Source organism: Micromonospora sp. NPDC047548, assembly GCF_040642975.1.
GTDB lineage: Bacteria > Actinomycetota > Actinomycetes > Mycobacteriales > Micromonosporaceae > Micromonospora.
In genome coordinates this window covers 1-19,673 of record NZ_JBEYTI010000066.1, presented here as the reverse complement: position 1 = coordinate 19,673, position 19,673 = coordinate 1, and the positions used below count along the sequence as shown (strand labels likewise).

Below are 19,673 nucleotides of genomic sequence, written 5' to 3'. Positions count from 1 at the left end.
CGGCGCCGGCCGACACCGTCACGCCCGGTGCGGCGTCCGCCGGTGAACGCGCTCAGCCCGACCGAACGCGACCGGGTCCTGCAGCTGCTGGACAGGCGGCCTCGGCTGGATCTTGTGGGAACGGTCGGACCGCCTAGGTCCGGCTGGCCGGGTCCTCCGCGGTCGGGCCCGGGCGGCCGCCGGAAGGCGTCTTGCATTGGAGGGCGTGCCGGCGTTCGGCCTCGGATTTCACAGTGGCGAGGGAGTCGGCGACGGTTGCCTCCCAGTGTCGTGCGACGACCGCGGCCCAGCTGATGGCCAGCGCCCAGCCGTCGGTGCCCATCTCGCCGGTGTATTCCAGCCGGGTGTGGTCGCCGTCGCCGGTGAGGGTGAGGGTGAGGCGTTCCCGTACGTGCGGCAGGGAGCGGCGGACGAGGCGGAAGTCGATCGTGTCGGGGCGGGTGAAGGCCACCGTCTCCACTGTTTCGGTGACGAGACCGCAGCCGATCGGCGTACGGTGGGCGGCCAGGACCATGCCGTCACCGCGTTCCAGCCCCTGGATCTTCTCCTGCTGCGCCCTCGTTGCCCGGCGGACGTAGGGCTGGGCGATCACGTCGAAGACCAGGTCACGTGGGCGGCCCGACGTCGACGTCCCAGAGGTAGAAGTAGTAGCAGGTAACACGGCCTTCGACCCGGCTGTAGGCAAACCACACCGCCCCGGTGCCAGTTTCGGACTTCGAGCCGGTGAAGACCCGCTGGTACTCCTGCGCCACGCCGATTCGCGGCGACCTGGGAACGGCCGGTAGAGGCGGCTTTGCGCATCAGCGGCATCACCTGGTCGATCTTGCGTTCCGGCCACGGACTGTCAGCCAGCACACCCGGTCGGGTCTTCTCCCTCTTGCCCGCGAAGCTGATGACCGGGATGTCGTTGGCCTCGGCGAAAGACATCACGGCCCGTCGGGGTGAAGGTGTCGGCGCATACCGGGGTGGGGTGGGCGGTGCTGATCAAAGGTCGTTGCCGGCGTAGGAGAGGTTGAAGCTTTTGTTGGTGAGTGGGAAGTCGGGGACGATGGTGTCGGCTAAGGCGACGGGCAGGGCGGGCCAGTTGAAGAATGACGGGTCTGCGATCTTGACGCGGGTGAGGGTGGCGTCGGGGTTGAGTTCGATGCGGTAGGTGATGGTGCCGCGCCAGCCTTCGACGATGCCGACCCCGGACACCGGTCGTTCGGGCGTCGGCCGGGTGTGCCAGCTGGTGGTCGTTGCGGGGGACAGGGTGGGAAGCAGTGCGGTGAGGATCGCCGCTGACGTCTGGATCTCTTCGGCCCGGATGAGGAAGCGGGCTAGGACATCGCCGCTGGTGTGGACCGGGATGGTGAGGTCGCCGAGGTCGGTGAAGGGGTGGTTGCGGCGGGCGTCGTGGGGTAGGCCGCTGCCGCGCGCGATGTAGCCGAGGGTGCCGATGTCGGCTGCCTGCTGCTGGCCGAGGACGGCGGTGCCGGTGAGCCGGTCGCGCACAAGGGTGTGGTTGAGAGCGATGTCGACGACTTCGGCGATGTCGTCGGCGATTGACTGAATGGTGGCGGGGTTCGGGATCTGGCGGACGGCGGCGCCGCCGGGGAAGACGCCGCCGCGCAGCAGCCGGTGCCCGGTGGTGTGCTGGTTGAGGCGTAGCAGTTGTTCGCGGATGCGTAGGGCGTGGGTGTGGGCGATGCCGTAGCCGACGTCGTTGCAAATCGCGCCGATGTCCGTGATGTGGTTATGCAGGCGTTCCAGTTCCAGCAGTGCGGCCCGGGTGCGCTGTGCATCGGCTGGGACGCGGCATCCGAGGGCGTTTTCCACGGCGAGGCTGTAGGCGATGGCGTGGCCGACGGCGGTGTCGCCGCTGACCCGTTCGGCGAGGCCGGTCCGCTGGTCGGCGGGGTGGCCTTCGAATAGCTTCTCGATCCCTTTGTGGACGTACCAGAGGCGGGCTTTGAGTTTGAGGATGGTTTCGCCGACGACGGAGAAGCGGAAGTGGCCGGGTTCGATCAGGCCGGCGTGGACGGGGCCGACGGGGATTTCGTAGACGCCGGGGCCTTGCACGGTGACGAACGGGAACGGTTCGCTTTCGGTGAGGGGTGGGCGGGGTTCGGCGTCGGTGCGCATGGGGTGCCAGCCGCGGGGCCAGTGGGGGTGGCGTACCAAGCGGCCGGGCAGTGGATGCTGTCGAGGTTGCACGCCGTACAGGTCGTGCATTTCGCGTTCGAAGCGGCCGGCGGGAAAGGACAGGGCGGCGAGGCTGGGTACGGCGGGGTTGTGGGGATCGGTGCGTAGGTGCAGTTCGGTGCGTTGGTCGGGCGGTCCGGCGGTGAACAGGTACACCACGCGGATGGCCGGCCCACCGGGGTGGGTGACGGGGTCATGGTGGGCGGCGACGAGGGCCAGGCGCGCTCCGCCGGCCAGCAGCCGCGCGGTCTGTTCGGCTAGTTGGTCGGCGGTGACGTCGATGACCGTGGCCGGTGGCGGCACCGGTTGGCCGTCCGGGTTGACCTGGCGGGCCACCGGCGGGCGGGCGCCGCTTCGCCCGTTGTCGCGGTGCTGGTTGTTGGTCATGATCAGCGCCCTCCCACGACGGTCGTGGCGGCGTGCAGCAGGTCCTGCAGCGGGCCGAGGGTGACCCCGAGCGTGGCCGCGGCGGCTAGCCCGAGCGCGAGGGGCGCGATCGACGCAGTGCGCGGGCGGCTGGCGGGGGTGGGCGGGTCGGTCGCCGGGGTGGGGTCAGGTGGGCCGAGCAGGATGCCGGCGCCGTGGCGGGCCAGGGCGGCGAAGGCGACCAGGACGAGGGTGAACGCGGCGGCGATGGCCCAGCCGTGGCCGGCGGCAAGGCCGGCGCGGGCGATGCCGAGTTCGGAGGCGAAGAGGCTGAACGGGGGCAGTCCGAGCAGGGCGAGCAGCGCGAGGCCGAAGCCGCCGGCCAGGGCGGGGTGGCGGCCGGCCAGACCGCGTACCGCGGTGATGCGGGTGCTGCCGGTGGTGGCCAGTAGTTGCCCGGCGCCGCAGAACGCGACGGCTTTGCCGAGGCCGTGGCCGAGGATGTGCAGCAGGACCGCGGTGATCGCCAGTCGGCTGCCGGTCGCGGCGCCGAGGGCGACCAGGCCCATGTGTTCGATGGAGGAGTAGGCGAGCATGCGCTTGTAGTCGCGCTGGGCGATCAGCAGCGCGGCGGCGACGGTGAGGGACGCGAGTGCGGCGACCAGCAGCAGGGTGCGGGTATAGGTAGGCCCGAGTACGGCGTCGGTGATGGTCTTGTAGCGCAGGATGGCGTAGAAGGCGACCGACAGGAGTACTCCGGACATGAGGGCGGAGACGGGGGCGGGGGCTTGGCTGTGCGCATCGGGTAGCCAGGCGTGCATGGGGGCGAGGCCGGCTTTGGTGCCGAAGCCGAGCAGGATCAGCCCGGCGGCCAGCCGGGTCAGGTCCGGGTCGAGACCGGCCGCGTGAGTGGCCAGGTGGGTCCAGTTCAGCGCGGTGGTGCCGTGGGCGCCGGCGGCTACCGCGGTGGCGTAAATGCAGACGGTGCCGAGGAACGCGATGCCGATACCGACCGAGCACAGCACGACGTATTTCCAGGCGGCCTCCACGGAGGCGCGGGTGCGGCGGTGGCCGACGAGGAACGCGGTGACGATGGTGGTGGCCTCGACCGCCACCCACAGCAGGCCGAGGTTGTCGGCCAGCACGGCCAGGCTCATCGCGGCCAGGAACAGCTGTACGAGGATGAGGTAGCGGCGCGCCGCGGCCGGGCTGTCGGTCCCGGTCGCCGCCTCGTCGGCCAGGTGGTGCACGCTCGCCCAGCAGGCCACGGTGGCGACCGCGCCGATGACGATGAGCATGAACGCGGTCAGCGCGTCAGCGCGCAGCAGGCCCCAGGCGACCGCCGGCCCCCGGGTGACCGTGGCGGCCAGGGCGCCGCCGGCGGCCAGGATGGTCGCGGCGGCGGCCACTCCGGCCCAGGCCGCGACGCGGCGGTCGAGCAGGGCGGCGGCGCCCGCGGCGGCGAAGGGGGCTACCAGGGGCAGGTACAGGGTCAGGGTTGGGCTCATCAGTCGTGCAGCTCTCGTAGTTCGTCGAGGTCGGTGTCGCCGAACGCGGCCTGCAGGCGGGTGGTGAGCACCTGCAGTACGAGCACGGCTAGCAGCAGGTCGGCGGAGACGCCTAACTCCACGACGAGGGGTACGCCGCCGGTGGCGAGGAACGCGACAGCGGCGATGCCGTTGTCGATCAGCAGCACGCCGATGATCTGGGAGATGGCCCGCCGGCGGGTGGCGGCCAGGAAGAACCCGATGAGCAGCACGGCGATACCGACCGGGGCGGCCCGCGCCGTCGGTGAGGGGGCGAGGGCGACCAGCGGCCGGGCGGCGGCGTACGCGAGCAGGGTCAGCGCCGCTGCGGCCAGCAGCGACGCGGAGACGTTGACCAGTGAGGCCGTCTCGCGGGCCTCGGGTACCCGGTGCAGGACCCGGCGCAGCAGCCACGGCAGCAGGCCGGCCTTGAGGATCCCCACGCCGGCGGCCACCGCGGCGGCCTCACCGCTGCCCGTGTCGGCGGCGAGCAGGACGGCGATGCCGGTCAGGGCCAGGCCCTGCACGGTGAACAGCCCGATCAGGGCGGAAAGTTCACGGCGCCACAGCACACCGACGGCGGTGAGCAGGAACAGTCCGCAAGCGAGGTTGAGTAGTTGGGTATTGACGGTGCCGGTCACGGTCGTTGCTCCACGGTCAGGCCAGCACGGCGGAGGTGATGACGGCCAGCAGGCCGAGGACGAATGAGCCGGCGAGCAGTTCCGGGACACGAAACAGGCGCAGCTTCGCGGCGAACACCTCACCGACGGCGAGCAGTCCACTCAGGACACCCAGCTTGGCCACGAACACGCCGGCGGCCAGGGCGACGGCGCCGGGGTAGAGGCTGGTGGAAACCCCCCAGGGGACGAACAGGTTGGCCAGCAGGCCGAGCAGGATGGTCAACCGCATCGCCGAGGCCCACTCGACCAGGGCCAGGTCACGGCCGGAGTACTCGAGGACCATGGCCTCGTGCACCATGGTCAGTTCCAGATGGGTGGCCGGGTTGTCCACCGGCAGCCGGCCGGCTTCGGCGAGGGTCGCGATCGCCAGGGCGGCGGCGGCGAGGGCGCTGGCGGGGGTGAAGACCTGGGCCTGATTTGAGGTGCCGGCGGCGACGATGGCGCCGAGGTTGGTCGACCCGACCCGGGTGGACAGGGCGAACACGGACAGCAGCAGGGTCGGCTCGACGAGCGCGGCGATGGTCACTTCCCGGCTGGCGCCCATCCCGCCGAACGCGGTGCCGGTATCCAGCCCGGCCAGCGCGAGGGCGACCGCGCCGAGCAGCAGCAGCCCGACCACGACGATGAGGTCGACGCTGCCGGACAGCGGGCCGCGGGTGGACAGGTACGGGGCGGCGGCGACGACCAGCACACTGGTGGCCATCAGCACCGCGGGCGCGGCGGTGAAGAACACACCCGCGTCGGCGGGAATCAGCGGCTCTTTGCGCAGCTGTTTGCGTAGGTCCCGCCATGGCTGGGCGATCCGGCCGCCGGCGCGGCCCTCCAGTCGGGCGCGGACGGCGCGGGTGAAGCCGACCAGCAGCGGGGCGACCGCGGCGACCAGGACTACCTGCGCCGCGGCCACGATCCAGCCGACGGTCATCGCAGCACCCCCGCGACCAGGACCGCCACGAGGGCGGTGAGCATGTACGCCAGGTAGCGGTGCACGCTGCCGGTGGCCAACCGGCGGGCAGCCCGGCCGACCGCGTCGGCGGCGGTGATCACCGGCCGGTACAGGCGGGCCTCCACCCGGTCCGGCAGCCGCCGCCGGTATGCGACCGCCCGCACCAGGTAGGCCGACTCGGCCGGGTGGGTGACATCGACGTCCTGCTCGGGGGCGAGGACGTTGTCGAAGACCCGCTGCAACGGTTCGACGAACGAGGTCGCCGTGTACTCCATCCGCGCGGTCAGCGGCCCGTCGCCGCAGTCCCACGCCGCCGCCCGGCGCCGCGCCCGCCCGACGGCGCGCGCTACGGCGGCGAACCCGACGGTGAGCCCGACCACGCCAACCGCGATCCACAGCGGGGAGATGCTGGACGCGATGCCGGCCAGACGCAGGTCGACGCCGCTGCCCTGCAGCGGCGCGGACTCGACCCGCAGGCTGGTGGCGATCCGGCCCAGGGCCGGTGCGGCCACCGCCGGGACGACGGCCAGCCCGGCGCAAACCGCCGCGGCCAGGCCCATACCGGCCAGCATGGTGGGTGGGGACTCGACCGCGGCCGCCGCGGTGGTGCTGCGCGGGCGGGCCAGGAACCCCGTGCCGAGCGCCTTGACGTAGGTGGCCACCCCCACCCCGGCGGTCAACGCGACCACGGCGACCGCGACCGGAGCGGCGATGGTCAGCACGGTCCCGCCGGCCGAGGCCTGGTGCAGCAGGGCCTGCAGCAGCAGCCACTCGGAGACGAAGCCGTTGCCCGGCGGCAGCGCCGCCGCGCCGAGGGCCCCGACGGCCACCAGGGCGGTGGTGGCCGGCATCCGTCGCGACAGCCCGCCCAGCTGGTCGAGGTCGCGGGTGCCGGTGGCACGCAGTACCGACCCGGCCCCGCAGAACAGCAGCGTCTTGAACCCGGCGTGGTTGGCGGCGTGCAGCAGCGCCGCCGCCAACGCGACCCCGGCCACCGCGAGTTGCCCCGTACCGGCCAGCAGCCCGGCCGCGGCCAGACCCAGCAGGATCAGGCCGATGTTCTCGCTGGTGGAGAACGCCAGCAGCCGCTTCAGGTCGGTGGCCACCGCCGCCTGCAGGATCCCGTACAGGGCCGAGACCGCACCCAGCGCGCCCAGCAGCAGCCACCACCAGCGGGGCCCGCCGCCGAGCAGGTCGAAGGCGACCCGCACGATGCCGTACACGCCAAGCTTCACCATCGCGGCGCTCATCAACGCCGACACGTGCGACGGGGCTTCAGCGTGCGCGCGAGGCAGCCACGGGTGCAGCGGCACCGCGCCGGCCTTCGACGCGAACCCCGCCAGACACAGCAGGAACACCCCGCTGGACACCAGCGGCGACAGCTCTGCCGTACCGGCGCGGATCGCGGCGAACGACTCCCCACCGGCTGCCGCGGCCAGCCACGCCAAGCCCAGTAGGACCACCACGAAACCGGCCTGCGTCATCGCCGCGTACCACAACCCCGCGGTGCGCACCGCCGGACTGTGCCGATGCTCCGCGAGCACCAACAACAGCGACGTCACCGCCATCAACTCCCAGGCCAGCAGGAACGTCGACACGCTGCCCGCCGCCGGCACCAGCAGCATCGCCGCAACAAACAGCGGCAACAGCGCGAGGGCGCCCCGGGCGGACGGGCCGTGCCCGACCCGGCCCGCGTAGCCCACCGTGTACACACCGACGACCGTGGCGACCCCGCCGACCAGCAGCAGGAACCAACCCGCCAGGGCATCCACCGCCAGGCTCACCCCAGCGAGTGGCAGCAGGTCCGCCAGCCGTACCTGCCACACGGTGCCGGACACTGCGGCGATCCCCGCGACGGCGCCCGTGACACCGACCCCGGTGGTCGCCGCACCTACCGCAGCCGATCGCCAGCGGGCCGGCGTGAGTAACCCCGCGACGGCCCCGACTCCCGCCAGGGCAAACGCGCCGCTCAGCGCGGCGGCAGTCTGGTTCACCGGCCCGTCAAGCCGCGCAGGGCGGACGCGATCGCGGCGGGTTCCGGCGGGCAGCCCGGCACCTGCACGTCCACCGGCACCACATCGGACACCGGCCCGAGCACCCCGTACCCGTCGGCGAACATGCCACAGTCGCGGGCGCAGTCGCCCACCGCCACCACCAGCCGCGGCTCAGGCATCGCCTCGTACGTCTTACGCAGCGGCCCGGCCATGTTCACCGTCACCGGGCCGGTCACCGTCAACACGTCGGCGTGCCGCGGTGAGGCCACCAGCCGCACGCCATGCCGCTCGACGTCATACACCGGGCTGAACGCCTGCCCGATCTCGATCTCGCAACCGTTGCACGACCCGGCGTCCACATGCCGCACCTGCACCGACCCGCCCAACCCGGCCGCGGCCGGCAGCGGCCGCACCGACGCCTCGGGCGCGGGTTCGGCCACCCGACCCACGCCGCGGATTTTGCGTATCAGCCCCAACGTCCACTCCCTGTCACCGACGCCATTCCGCCCCTCTTCGTGACGGGCAACGACGCGACCCTGCTGCTGGCCTTGACCGCTCGCTCACGAGGGTTCAGCCCGCTCGGTCGCGGCACGCAGATCACCCAGCAACTCGGCCTGACTGGTCAACACCTCGGTCAGGATCCGCCGCGCCACCGCCAGCAACTCGGCCACCTGCGGGCTGACCAGCGAGTAGTACACGGTCGAACCGTCCCGGCGGGTCACCACCAGGTTCGCCCTGCGCAGCACCGCCAACTGCTGCGACAGGTGCGCGGCCTCGATACCCACCTGCGGCAGCAACTCCGAAACCGCCTGCTCCCGCTCCGCCAGTAGTTCGAGGACGCGGATCCGCGCCGGATGCCCCAACGTCTTGAAAAACTCGGCTTTGGCCTGATACAACGGCGTGCTCACGGGCCCACCCCTTCCTGCGGGGACACGTTACGAGTCGGCTCCGGCAGCGGCACGCCACCCACCGCCGGATCGATACGGCGCCGCCGCTCGGCCGCGACCGCCGCCACCGCCCCCGCAACCGTGGGCACCACCTGCCCGTCGAGCACATCCGGCAGCAACCGGGTGGCCGACAGTTGCTCGCGGGGCACCAGCCCGGCCAGCACATCAGCTGCGGCCAGCCGCATCGGCAACGTGATCTGCGGCACCCGCGCGTCCAGCGCACCCCGGAACACCCCCGGGAACACCAGCGCGTTGTCGACCTGGTTCGGGTAATCGGCGCGACCGGTGGACACCACCGCAGCAATGTCACTCACCCGTTCGGGACGGATCTCCGGCTCCGGGGCGGCCAGCGCGAACACCACCGGCGCCTCACCCATCGACGCCACCAACTCCCGGGTCAGCACCCCGGCCCGAGACAGGCCCACCACCGCGTCCGCACCGGCCAAGGCCGCGGCCAGCCCGCCACGCACCCGCCGCGGGTTGGTCCACCCGACCAGCTGCGCCTCGTGCAGCGGCAACCGGGGCATGTCGTCGCGGTGCAGCACCCCGTCACGGACGACCACCACTACGTCGGTGGCGCCGGCGGCCACCAGCAAACTCGCCGTCGCCGTCCCCGCCGGCCCGGCTCCGACCACCACCAGCCGCGCCGACTCCACGCGCTTGCCCACCACCCGCAGCGCGTTCCGTAGCGCGGCCAGCACCACGATCGCGGTGCCGTGCTGGTCGTCGTGGAACACCGGCACATCCAGGGCCTGTTGCAGCCGCTGCTCCACCTCAAAACAGGCCGGGGCGGCGATACCCTCCAGGTTGATCCCCCCGAACGAGGGGGCCAGCGCCCGCACCGCCGCCACGAACTCGTCCGGGTGCTTGGTGGCCAGGCAGACCGGCACCGCATCAATCCCGGCTAGGTGGGCGAACAGGGCGGCCTTACCTTCCATCACCGGCAACGCCGCCGCCGGCCCCACATCACCCAGGCCCAGCACCGCCGTGCCGTCGGTGACCACCGCCACCCGGTTACGCCGCCCGGTCCCCTCGTCCGCCGCGCCCGGGTCAGCTCGTCCGCCATCAACTGGCGGCCTGCCACCTGCGGCCCCCAATCGGTCCCGCCGCCGTGGCACCCGTGACCGGCGTCCGCTGTCAGCATCCATCCGTGACGTGACCTACTCATCGGCGATCCGCGACTCAAGGCCTCGGTCACCCGGACCGGCGCGGGCGTAAGCCAGCTTCCGCTCCTGGCGCCCTTCGACCCAAGCGAATCTCATGACTTGCTAAAGTTAGCAAGTCATGAGGGCATCAGGAAGCCGATCCCGCAAAGGCATGACTGGTGACCTGGTTTGGCAAGTCCGGCGATCAACCGCCCGCGACCGCTGTTGGCGGAAGTCGACGCGCTGCGCAGCTACCTCGCCGCGCCCTGACCCGGCATGGCCCGCCGATCCTTCTCTCGTACGGCGGGCCATGCCGCCTCCAGCACCCGAACTACACGCGGCCCGCAATCTTCTGAACCCCTCCGGCAACCAACGAGGAGAAGTCGTGCCCCCAGTCACCCGCACCGAACTCGCCGGCCACATCGTTATGGCGTTCGACGCAGGCCGAGCCGGCCGTGCTGAGCTGCTCGCCGCCGCCGCGAGCAGTCATGCCCGGCCGCAGGTGATCGCGGTGCTACAGCGGCTGCCCGACCAGGAATACCGGAGTGTCCGCGACCTGTGGCATCACCTGGCCGATGTACCGATCGGTGGCTGATCACGCCTCGGGCCCCGATGCCCCGGAGTCCGGGGCCGTCGGCGGCGTCTCCAGCCGGCCGCCCTGGCAAGGGCAAACCTCCTGCGACACAACCCGGTCGGCTATTGCTGGGCGCCGGGCAGTCGGACTGCGCCCCGGGAGAGTTTGAACAGCCACAGCAACATGACCCGCAGCATGGCGGTGAGGCCGGCACGGTCGCCGGCGCGCTGCAGTTCCCGGGCACGACTGACCACGGCGACGAGCCTGCTGCCGTAGGCGGCCCACAGCGGAGCGTGCCGGTGAATGCGGACCGCGAGCCCGGCCAGCTTCGCCGCGACCCTACGGTCCTCCACCGGCAGGGCGTCAAGGTCAGGTAGCAGGCCGACCCGCAAGGTCAGATAGGCGTCCCACGCCGCACGCCGGGCCGGTTCCATCGCCACGTCCGCCTTCCTGGCGCGGTATCGCCACCGTCATGACTGTCCGGCCGGGTCGAGTACGTTCCGCTCCGCGGTGGCCAGGACGCCGGTGTGGCGCAGATGGCCGCGGGCCGCGGCGATCGCCTCTGGCGTGTCGGGAAAAACGCGGCCGGCGGCGCGGAGCCGGTCGAGTACGCCGACCGCGTCGAGGGTCTTCTCGTGTCCCGCCGGTACGCCGGAGACGTAGACGGTGATGCCACGGTGTTCGAGACGTTCAATGGCGTCGCGCAGCACGAGCGCGCCGGTGCCGTCGATCGTCGACACCCTGGACATGCGCAGGATGATCACCCGCACGTCCGCCACCTCGGACAGCTCGAGCAGGAACCGGTGGGCGGCGGCGAAGAACAGTGGCCCGTCGAAGCGATAGGCCACGATGTGCTCGCTGAGCAGGGCGGCCTCCTCGACGTGATGATCGGCGATGTCGAGTGGGACCTCCTCCAGCCGAGCCGCCCGCGCGATCTTGCGGATCGCCAGGGCAGCAGCGAGGACGAGGCCGATCCCGACCGCGGCGATCAGGTCCAGGGCGAGGGTGGCGATCGCGGTCAGTGCCATGATGAGAGCGTCGGAGCGGGTCGAGCGGGCCAGCGCGGCCAGCGAACCCACCTCGACCATGCGGACAGCCGTGGCCAGCAGCACCCCCGCCAGCGCGGCGAGCGGAATGTAGGCCACCAGCGGGGCGGCCACCAACATGATCACCGCCAGGGCAATCGCGTGGGTAAGCGAGGCGAGCCGCGACTGGGCCCCGGAGCGGACGTTGACCGCGGTACGGGCGATCGCCGCCGTCGCCGGTACGCCGCCGAAGAGCGGGGTCACCACGTTCGCCACCCCCTGACCGAAAAGTTCTCGATCCGGGTCGTGGCGCTGGTTCACGGTCATGCCGTCGGCGACGGTCGCCGACAGCAGACTCTCCAGAGCCGCCAGGGCGGCGACCGCCAACGCCGAGGTGAACAGCGTCGGCACGGCGGCCAGGTCCAGAAAGCCCAGCGAGGGGGCGGGAAGGGTGGCCGGCAGGACACCGATGCGGGTGACATCGAGCGACAACAGTTGCCCGACCACGGTAGCCGCGGCCACCGTGATCAGCGAGAACGGCAGCGTGGGGCGCCAGCGCGCCCCGGCCAGCATCACCGCCGCCACACCGAGCGCCAACGTCAGCGCGGGCCAGTGGGGGTGCCCGGCGAACTCGACCAGCGCTCGCCAGGCCACCGACGAGACGTTCTCGCCGTCCGGGTTCGGCATACCCAACGCGGCAGGCACCTGTTGCAGGAAGATCACCGCAGCGATACCCACGGTGAATCCCTCCACCACCGGCGCCGGCACGTAACGCACATATCGTCCGGCTCGCAGCAGGGCCAGAGCCAGCAGAATCAGGCCCGCCAGCACACCGACGGTGAGCACACCGCCGGGCCCGTACCGCGCCACGATCGGCACCAGCACCACCGTCATCGCCCCGGTCGGCCCAGACACCTGCAGGTTGGACCCGCCGAACAGCGCGGCGAGGATCCCGGCCACGATCGCGGTCGCCAAACCAGCGGCCGCCCCGAGACCGGACGACACCCCGAACCCCAACGCCAACGGCAGCGCGACCACCGCAACCGTGAGTCCAGCAACGAAATCGCGGCGGGGCTGCCGACGCATCGCCGTGACATCTGCCCTTGTCGGCAGCAGGCCGGCCACCACCCGCCAGGTCGAGCGGGCGAGCGCGGTGGCGCTCACCGCGGCACCGGGAGCGGCTGGTCGTCGGCGTTGGCCTGGTCCTCACGTAGCGTCTCGAGTAGCTCAGCCTGACCTGCCAGCATTTCGGTGAGGAAGCGGCGGGCTGCCCGCATCAGATCAGCCACGTCCGGACCCGCAAGGGCGTAAATGACCGCCGACCCCTCCCGCCTGGACGTGACGATCCCCGCCCGACGCAGCACCGACAGCTGCTGCGACAGGCTCGACGCCTCGATCTCCACATCGGCCAGCAAATCCCGCACCGCCATCGGCCCATCACCGAGGAGCTCCAGCACGCGGATACGCACCGGATGCCCGAGCGTGCGGAAGAACTCCGCCTTCCTCTGGTACAGCGGCAGCGCCACGCGCCCTCCCAGCTCGACTAGCAGTTAGGCAATTGAAGACCTCTTCATGTAGTCGTAACCGGCGGCCCCGGCCGGAGTGATCCTCGACACCCCGGCGACAACCCACGGGCATGGTGCGGGCGTGACACTTCCAGGACGGCGCGCAACGGCTGGGCCCAGCTCAGCTGATGGTCTTGATACCCGACTATCCCCGCCGTCCGTCGTGGGATTTGCGGAGCTCAGTAACGCCAGATAGGCCCGGGCTCGCCCCCTGTAAGCCCTGGCAGGCTGAGCCCGTGCCCGTTGATCAGTTGCCCACGTTGGTGGCGGCCTCGGCTGCGGTGTTCGGCTTGGCGGTGCTCTCCGCGGTAGCCGGGTTCGGCGGCAGGGTTTGCTGCCGGTGTTACCGCGCAGCTCGGGCCGCGCGTCGCCCTGCCCGGCGGCCCGCTGAGCGAGGCCCGAACTGCTCGCGCATTGCGCGGCCCGGCTCGACTCGCACACTGGCGAAAAGTCGTTGTCCTCGGCGACCTCCCCTACGCCGCCATCGGCATGGCCAAACGGCTGACGACCTGGTGCGCGGTTGAGTTGAGGCGTGCCGGGATGGCGGGCGGCTGGAAACCCGGGACGGGCCGGTGTCGGTGTCGAAACCCGTTGATCATGAGGTGATCGCCGTCATCCCTAACACAACGTGTCCGGGATGACGGCTAGCGTCGAGGCGCTCAGCCAACATCATCTGGCGCACTGGATGCCGTAGAAGGGCTGCCCGTGATTCTTGAGATCCGCACGTATCGGTTGAAGCCAGGCACCGGCGGCGAGTTCGTTCGTGTCATGCGGGAGGAGTCCGTGCCGCTGTTGGAGGAGTCCGGTATCTGGGTGGTGGACTGCGGCGCGTCACTGGTAGCCGAGGACGAGCACGAGGAGGCCTACCTGATCCGCGCGTTCGCGTCCCTTGAGGCGCACCGCGAGCAGGAGGAAGGGTTCTACGGCAGCGACGCCTGGCGGCTCGGCCCCCGCGAGGCGATCGTGTCCCGGATCGACAGCTATCACACGATAGTCCTCGAGACTTCGGAACAGATCGTGCAGGCACTCCAGCGGCGATGACACCCGCCGCCGAAGCGACTGCGGAAGACACTTCTACGCCGTTCACATGGCCAGCGACCTGGCTAACGGCGGCGCTGTTGCATTAAGCCATCGCGCCGTCTCGGCGCCGCAGATCTTCCCGTCACGAGGTTCCAGACGGGCGGCAAGGCGGCCATCGGTTGCTGGATGGGGCAGCCAATAGGACACTTTTTGTCCCGATCCTGTAGACCGAGTTGTGGGCCCCAAGTTCGATCTTGCAGGAAGTCTTGCGTCAATTGATCTTGACGATCCCTTAACGCAGCAGAGTCCTTCCGGCCGACCAGATGGGATTGAGCGCCAAGGCGAGGGGCGGTGCCTGCCATGCCGCGCCGAGTCGTTGGATGAGTTGGTACTCCCGGCGTGGCTGCTCGACGGGCTCTCCGGCGAGGAAGTCGAGTGCGGCAGCCCGCACAATTGCCTGGTCGAACCATCTCGCCGCGATCGTCGCTGGCCCTGCCGCCCGCATCACCAAGGAAAACGACACGATCTTGAGAATCGGTCGGCGACATTTTCTTGAGAAGCAACCGCTCCGTTGCTGGTCCACGCGACCACCGCCGACAAGATCCACGAGAACCTACACCAATTATAGGTTCTCAACCTTGATGACACTTTCTCAAGATCATATCGTCGGCCATGCCGTCTGCGACATGATCTTGAGAATCGGGCCCTCCGGTGACGGACGCCTCATCTGGCTTTGGCTAGGGGCGTCTCCTGCCGATCATGACGGCCTGGGTGATCAAATGCAGCCATGACAGCTCTCTCATGGCGTGACGGACTGCAGGAACTGCGCCGACTGATCGCGGCAGAAGGCGGCGACCCAGATTGCATCCAGGACGTGGCCCTGGCGTGGCGCGCCTTCCGGGCGTTCCTCGTGGTGCCGTTGGACGGCCTCTTCGACCGCTGGGAGGGTGACGTGGAAGCGGACACGCTGGTTCTCGAGATCGGTGTCTCCGAATGGCCGGACGGCCCGCCACGGCTGCTGCTCGCCCGGCGCTTCGCCATCCCTGCGGTCGAATGGCACGACGGTGTGCCGGGCGAGCCGTCGGGCGGCGAGGACGCTCTCGACCTCGCGGATACGGTCCAAATCGAGATGGAGCTGACATTCCCTCCCGGCGCCAGTGGGGAGGCTGACGGCCTTTGGACGGCGGCGCGCAGTGGCGGGTTCGACGTGACGGCACTCGCCGAGGCCGGGGAGCTTGTAACCGGGCTTCGGCTCGAACGCCCGATCCTCAGCGCGATCGCGCTGACGGCGTGCAACTGAAGGCCAGTCCTGTCGATCATGAGAGCCAGCTGATTGCGGCAATGAGGATCAGGCGGTCCGTCAACGGCGAGGTTGATCTTCGTGCCCAACCCGCCGCCCGGCGTCGCCACCCGATACAACTGCTCGCCGTCCGCTACGAGGCAACCGTCGATATTGCCGCCATCAACGAAGGGCTCTGACCTATCCCAGAAGGCTCGGCTGGTCGATCACCCACAACCATGTGCCATCCGGTTGGCGCCGAGCCACCTCGACCGTAACGCCACCATCGACCAAGCGTACCGACGTGAGCGCCAGGTCGTCGTTCTGCAGTGTGGGCAACTGCTGTCCAGGCGCGAAGGTGGGCTTATCAGCGACCAGGTGCTCATATGCCTGGCGGATCTCCGCGCTGCCCGTGGCGACCTGGCCGTTCGGCAATGCCAGTACCGCGTCCGGTTCATACAGCGCGACCAACCCTTCGACCTCGCCGGCGTTGAGTCGCTCCACGATGAACCGGCTGAGATCCTCCGGTCTGGCGGCACGCTCCCGGGCACCATCACTGCTCATTGCTTGTTCCTCCCATCGAGTCAGGCCACGTCGCCCTCGGCGGCAAACGATCATGCCAGGCCAGTACGACAAACCAGCGCGACCAAGAGCCAAGCCACTGATCGACTTACGAAACAGGCCCAAGATCGACAGGGCACGCCCTAAGCGATTCCGGTAAGGAACAGCAACCCGGCGGCGACAAGTCCGGTCTCGACGAGGATGACGAACATCCGATCGCTGATCTTGATCATGATCTTCTTGCCCACCCAGGCTCCGGTCACGGTAGCCGGGGTCATCGCGGCGCCGAGCAGCAACACCCGTGGGGTGAGGAGGTTGCCAACGCCGTACGCGGTGAGCTTCGCGGCGTGCATAAGCAGGGCGCAGGCTGCCTGGTGCCGATGCGCGCGGGTGAAGCCCTTGGCCTGGAAGAACGGTGCGGTGAGCGGGCCGACCGACCCGAGCAGCGCGGAGCCGAGCCCGGAGGCAGCGCCGACCGCGACGAACGCGCTGTCGGGCAGTGGTTTCGGGTGGGCCCGCAGATACCGCCATACGACGCGTCGTTCGTGGCCCCGGTACTGCTGTTCCAGGTACTGGTCATGGCACCGGTGGGGCTGGCCGTGTTGGCCGGCTCACACACGGCGGGCGACGCCCCGCCCCGCTGGCGGCTGCTCACCCAGCCGCTCCGTACGCCGATCGTGGTGGGCTGCGGCCTGGGTGTGCTCGTCGCGGCCACCGGCGTGGACCTGCCGTCGCTGGTGCTGGAGCCGGTCAGGCTCACCGCCGCGCTCGCGGTTCCCGCGGCGTTGCTGGCGTACGGCATGAGCCTGCACGGCGCACCCCGCCCCGCCTCCGGCGACAGCGCCCCCGGGTGTGGCTGGCCGTGGCGCTCAGACCCTCGTCCAGCCGGCGCTGGCCTACGCGCTCGGCCGGTGGGTCGCCGGCCTCTCGGGTGTGGCGTTGCTGGCGGTCACCGTCACCTCCGCCCTGCCGACCGCGCAGAACGTGTTCGTCTACGCATCGTCCTACGACCGAGGCACGCTGCTGGCGCGGGACGTCGTGCTGATCACCACCGTCCTGTCCGTTCCCGTGCTCGTCGGGATCGCCGTGCTGCTCGGCTGATCGCGATATTGTAGGGATATCGACCCATACCCGAGCAGACTTGGACAGACATCGTCGTGGGCTCCGAGCGTGGGGAGTGTGATCGTGTCGAGGAGCGGCCCGAGCGAGGACTGGGACGTCGTCCTCGTCGGCGGCGGGATCATGAGCGCCACCCTGGGCGTGCTGCTGAGCGAGGTGCAGCCGGACTGGCGGATCACCGTCGTCGAGCGGCTCGACGAGGCCGGGCTCGAGAGCTCCAGCGCCTGGAACAACGCCGGCACCGGCCACGCCGGGCTCTGCGAGTTCAACTACACCCCGCGGCGGCCCGACGGCACGGTGGACGCGTCGAGGGCCGTGCGGATCGGCGAACAGTTCGTCTCATCTCTGGTGTTCTGGGCCCGTCTCGTGGAGCGGGGGGTGCTCGGGCCGCCCGAGGCGTTCATCCACTCGGTCCCGCACCTCGGCTTCGGCCGCGGTGCGGACGGCGTCGCGTACCTGCAGGCCCGGTGGGAGGCCCTGCGGGGCCACCCGCTCTTCTCCGACCTGGAGTTCAGCGAGGACCCCGACGTCCTCGCCTCGTGGCTGCCGCTGATGTTCGAGGGCCGGAACGGGAACGAACCGGTGGCGGTCACCCGCTCGGCGCAGGGGACCGACGTCGACTTCGGCGTCCTCACCCGGCAGCTGCTGTCGGCCCTGCAGCAGCGCGGCGGCGTCGTGCGAACGCACCAGGAGGTCACGTCCCTGCGCAGGCATGGGCGGACCTGGGTGGTGCAGGTCCGCGCCCGCAGGACGGGGCATCGCCGGCGGCTGCGGGCGCCGTACGTCTTCGTCGGGGCCGGCGGCGCCACGCTGCCGCTGCTGCAGTCGGCCCGGGTCCCGGAGATCCGGCGGTACGGCGCCTTCCCGATCAGCGGTCAGTTCCTGCGGACCGATCGGCCCGAGCTTGTGGCAGCCCACCGGGGAAAGGTGTACGGGCACGCGGCTCCGGGCGCCCCGCCCATCTCTGTCCCGCATCTCGACCTGCGGGTGGTGGACGGACAGGAGGCGCTGCTCTTCGGACCGTTCGCCGCCTTCTCGCCCCGCTTCCTCACCCGTGGCCGGCTGACCGACCTGGTGCGATCGGTCCGGCCCGGCAACCTCCCGGTCCTGATGGCCGCGGCGCGGGACAACCGGTCGCTGGTGACCTACCTGATCCGGCAGGTGACCCAGTCCGCGGATGCCCGAACGGCCACGCTGCGCCGGTTCGTGCCATCGGCGCGCGCGGACGACTGGACGCTGATGACCGCAGGGCAGCGAGTTCAGGTCCTCAAGAAGACCGGCGGCCGCAGCACGGTCGGCTTCGGCACCGAGATCGTCACCTCCGCGGGTGGCTCCCTGGCCGCCCTGCTCGGCGCCTCGCCCGGTGCCTCGACCGCCGCGTCGACGATGCTCGACGTGCTCGCGGCGAGCTTTCCGCAGCGCATGCCGGAGTGGGCGGCACAACTGGACCGGCTCGCGCCGTCGACGCAGACGGTGCGGCAGCTCGGCCCCGACCGGCTCGGCGAGGAGGTGACGCGGGCCCGCCGGGTGCTCGGGCTGTTGCCGGGGTGAGCACGACGGTCCACGGGAAGGGAGCGGCGGCCTCGTGACCGCAGACCTCGTCGGCCGGCTGCGGCACGCGGTCGGTCTGTACCGTGCCAATACTCATCGCACGTGGTGTGAGCTGCTGTTTCGTGGCCAGGGCGCAGGATGGCGTGTGTGTTGGTTCGGCTGTTGTACCTGAGCGCGGTGCGGGTGTTCGGTTGGTTGCCGCAGGCCACGCGCGGCGAGTCCGTCATGGCCGCGGAGTTGTTGGTGCTGCGTCACGAGGTGGCGGTGCTGCGTCGTCAGGTCGGTCGACCGCGCCTGTCGTGGCCGGAGCGGGCGGTGTTGTCCGCGCTGGTCCGGGCGCTGCCGCGCGAGCTGTGGAAGCATCGGATCGTCACTCCGGGCACACTGTTGGCCTGGCACCGCCGACTGGTCCGCCGACACTGGACCTGCCCGAACCTGCCCGGACGACCGCCGATCAGCGACGACGTCCGCGACCTGGTCCTACGTCTGGCCCGGGAGAACCTCGGCTGGGGACACCGGCGCATCCAAGGCGAACTCGTCGGGCTCGGCCATCGCATCGGCGCCGGCACCATCCGCCGCATCCTCGCCCGATCGAGGGTCGGCCCCGCCCCGCGTGAGATCGACACCAGTTGGCGAACGTTCCTGCGGGCTCAGGCGTCCGGGCTGCTGGCGACCGACTTCTTCCACATCGACACCGTCACGCTGCGACGGCTGTACGTCTTGTTCGTCATGGAGATCACGACCCGGCGGGTGCACATCCTCGGCGTCACCGCCCACCCGACCGCTGCCTGGACCACTCAGCAAGCCCGCAATCTCGTGATGGACCTCGGCGAGCATATGACACGGTTCCGGTTCCTGGTCCGCGACCGCGACGCCAAGTTCCGGGTCGGCGGTGGGTGTGACACGCCGGGTGGCCTGGGAGTGCGTGATCTTGGGGTGAGATGACGGAAGCATCGACGGTGCTTGCACCACTGTCGTTGCCGAAAGTGATCCGTCGATGCTTCCAGGAGTCAGCCTACCCATCTCGTTGCGCCGGTTGTTGGACGCCTTCGTCGGGTGTTTCACGACGCCGACGTTCGAGGTCTTCCAAGCCATGGTGATCGGGCTGATCGCGCAGACCGGGCAACGCACGGTATGCGGGATGCTCACCGGGGCCGGGCTGGCCATGACGTGGTCGCATCATCGGGCGCACCG

Annotated in this window: 22 protein-coding genes; 7 read left to right on the top strand and 15 right to left on the bottom strand. The window is 70.6% G+C overall.

Annotated elements, in window-relative coordinates; genetic code table 11:
* Positions 1-133 precede the first annotated feature (133 nt).
* The 10 genes from ABZ807_RS31115 to ABZ807_RS31070 all read right to left on the bottom strand — a co-directional run bounded on the left by ABZ807_RS31115 (position 134) and on the right by ABZ807_RS31070 (position 9,650).
* Positions 134-592, bottom strand: a complete 459-nt coding sequence (locus ABZ807_RS31115) for a hypothetical protein (RefSeq protein WP_357165980.1) — start codon at positions 590-592, stop codon at positions 134-136.
* A gap of 13 nt (positions 593-605) precedes the next feature.
* The gene (locus tag ABZ807_RS31110; protein WP_357165977.1) at positions 606-752 is read right to left on the bottom strand and encodes a hypothetical protein; all 147 of its coding nucleotides are present in this window, start codon (positions 750-752) and stop codon (positions 606-608) included.
* Positions 753-984: 232 nt separating this feature from the next.
* The gene (locus tag ABZ807_RS31105) at positions 985-2,571 is read right to left on the bottom strand and encodes an NADH-quinone oxidoreductase subunit C (protein WP_357165974.1); all 1,587 of its coding nucleotides are present in this window, start codon (positions 2,569-2,571) and stop codon (positions 985-987) included.
* Positions 2,572-2,573: 2 nt separating this feature from the next.
* Positions 2,574-4,058 carry a proton-conducting transporter membrane subunit gene (locus ABZ807_RS31100; RefSeq protein WP_357165970.1) on the bottom strand — a complete coding sequence of 495 codons (1,485 nt, stop codon included), beginning with the start codon at positions 4,056-4,058 and terminating at the stop codon, positions 2,574-2,576.
* Entirely contained in the window at positions 4,058-4,717 is a 660-nt protein-coding gene (locus tag ABZ807_RS31095) for a hypothetical protein (RefSeq protein ID WP_357165967.1), read from the bottom strand. Before ABZ807_RS31095 ends, ABZ807_RS31100 begins: the two co-directional genes overlap by 1 nt.
* Positions 4,718-4,733: 16 nt before the next feature.
* Positions 4,734-5,678: an NADH-quinone oxidoreductase subunit H gene (locus ABZ807_RS31090; RefSeq protein ID WP_357165964.1), complete on the bottom strand. Its 945-nt coding sequence runs from the start codon at positions 5,676-5,678 to the stop codon at positions 4,734-4,736.
* Positions 5,675-7,537 (bottom strand): proton-conducting transporter membrane subunit, encoded by a 1,863-nt coding sequence (locus tag ABZ807_RS31085; protein ID WP_357165961.1) that lies wholly within the window; start codon positions 7,535-7,537, stop codon positions 5,675-5,677. Before ABZ807_RS31085 ends, ABZ807_RS31090 begins: the two co-directional genes overlap by 4 nt.
* 152 nt (positions 7,538-7,689) lie before the next feature.
* On the bottom strand, positions 7,690-8,142 hold the full coding sequence (gene nuoB, locus ABZ807_RS31080; RefSeq protein ID WP_357165958.1) for an NADH-quinone oxidoreductase subunit NuoB: 453 nt from the start codon (positions 8,140-8,142) through the stop codon (positions 7,690-7,692).
* A gap of 111 nt (positions 8,143-8,253) precedes the next feature.
* Entirely contained in the window at positions 8,254-8,601 is a 348-nt protein-coding gene (locus tag ABZ807_RS31075; protein WP_357165955.1) for a metalloregulator ArsR/SmtB family transcription factor, read from the bottom strand.
* Positions 8,598-9,650 carry a malic enzyme-like NAD(P)-binding protein gene (locus ABZ807_RS31070; RefSeq protein WP_357165952.1) on the bottom strand — a complete coding sequence of 351 codons (1,053 nt, stop codon included), beginning with the start codon at positions 9,648-9,650 and terminating at the stop codon, positions 8,598-8,600. The genes ABZ807_RS31075 and ABZ807_RS31070 overlap by 4 nt, the downstream gene beginning before the upstream one ends.
* A gap of 520 nt (positions 9,651-10,170) precedes the next feature.
* Here ABZ807_RS31070 and ABZ807_RS31065 point away from each other — a divergent pair.
* Positions 10,171-10,380: a DUF2795 domain-containing protein gene (locus ABZ807_RS31065; RefSeq protein WP_357165949.1), complete on the top strand. Its 210-nt coding sequence runs from the start codon at positions 10,171-10,173 to the stop codon at positions 10,378-10,380.
* 101 nt (positions 10,381-10,481) lie between these two features.
* On the opposite strand, the gene ABZ807_RS31060 is transcribed toward ABZ807_RS31065, so the two are convergent.
* The 3 genes from ABZ807_RS31060 to ABZ807_RS31050 form a co-directional block, all read right to left on the bottom strand.
* Positions 10,482-10,799, bottom strand: a complete 318-nt coding sequence (locus ABZ807_RS31060) for a hypothetical protein (protein WP_357165946.1) — start codon at positions 10,797-10,799, stop codon at positions 10,482-10,484.
* A 30-nt stretch (positions 10,800-10,829) separates the two neighbouring features.
* Positions 10,830-12,470 carry a SulP family inorganic anion transporter gene (locus tag ABZ807_RS31055; RefSeq protein ID WP_357165986.1) on the bottom strand — a complete coding sequence of 547 codons (1,641 nt, stop codon included), beginning with the start codon at positions 12,468-12,470 and terminating at the stop codon, positions 10,830-10,832.
* A 74-nt stretch (positions 12,471-12,544) separates the two neighbouring features.
* Positions 12,545-12,910: a metalloregulator ArsR/SmtB family transcription factor gene (locus tag ABZ807_RS31050; protein ID WP_357165943.1), complete on the bottom strand. Its 366-nt coding sequence runs from the start codon at positions 12,908-12,910 to the stop codon at positions 12,545-12,547.
* A 744-nt stretch (positions 12,911-13,654) separates the two neighbouring features.
* On the opposite strand from ABZ807_RS31050, the gene ABZ807_RS31045 reads away from it, so the two are divergent.
* From ABZ807_RS31045 to ABZ807_RS31035, 3 genes are all read left to right on the top strand, one after another.
* Positions 13,655-13,990 (top strand): NIPSNAP family protein, encoded by a 336-nt coding sequence (locus ABZ807_RS31045; RefSeq protein ID WP_357165940.1) that lies wholly within the window; start codon positions 13,655-13,657, stop codon positions 13,988-13,990.
* 766 nt (positions 13,991-14,756) lie between these two features.
* Positions 14,757-15,269 carry a hypothetical protein gene (locus ABZ807_RS31040; RefSeq protein ID WP_357165937.1) on the top strand — a complete coding sequence of 171 codons (513 nt, stop codon included), beginning with the start codon at positions 14,757-14,759 and terminating at the stop codon, positions 15,267-15,269.
* Entirely contained in the window at positions 15,260-15,448 is a 189-nt protein-coding gene (locus ABZ807_RS31035) for a hypothetical protein (protein WP_357165934.1), read from the top strand. The genes ABZ807_RS31040 and ABZ807_RS31035 overlap by 10 nt, the downstream gene beginning before the upstream one ends.
* A gap of 1 nt (position 15,449) precedes the next feature.
* Here the strand turns inward: ABZ807_RS31035 and ABZ807_RS31030 are convergent, their stop codons facing one another.
* The gene (locus ABZ807_RS31030; protein ID WP_357165931.1) at positions 15,450-15,812 is read right to left on the bottom strand and encodes a nuclear transport factor 2 family protein; all 363 of its coding nucleotides are present in this window, start codon (positions 15,810-15,812) and stop codon (positions 15,450-15,452) included.
* Between the two features lie 140 nt (positions 15,813-15,952).
* Positions 15,953-16,309 carry a TSUP family transporter gene (locus ABZ807_RS31025; RefSeq protein ID WP_357165983.1) on the bottom strand — a complete coding sequence of 119 codons (357 nt, stop codon included), beginning with the start codon at positions 16,307-16,309 and terminating at the stop codon, positions 15,953-15,955.
* A gap of 352 nt (positions 16,310-16,661) precedes the next feature.
* Here ABZ807_RS31025 and ABZ807_RS31020 point away from each other — a divergent pair, with 352 nt between their 5' ends.
* The 3 genes from ABZ807_RS31020 (at position 16,662) to ABZ807_RS31010 (ending at position 19,424) form a co-directional block, all read left to right on the top strand.
* A complete protein-coding gene (locus tag ABZ807_RS31020; protein WP_357165928.1) occupies positions 16,662-16,910 on the top strand; it encodes an AEC family transporter in 249 nt (82 codons plus the stop codon).
* A gap of 84 nt (positions 16,911-16,994) precedes the next feature.
* Positions 16,995-18,479: a malate dehydrogenase (quinone) gene (gene mqo / locus ABZ807_RS31015; protein ID WP_357165925.1), complete on the top strand. Its 1,485-nt coding sequence runs from the start codon at positions 16,995-16,997 to the stop codon at positions 18,477-18,479.
* Between the two features lie 147 nt (positions 18,480-18,626).
* On the top strand, positions 18,627-19,424 hold the full coding sequence (locus ABZ807_RS31010; protein ID WP_357165922.1) for an integrase catalytic region: 798 nt from the start codon (positions 18,627-18,629) through the stop codon (positions 19,422-19,424).
* The last annotated feature ends 249 nt before the right edge of the window (positions 19,425-19,673 follow it).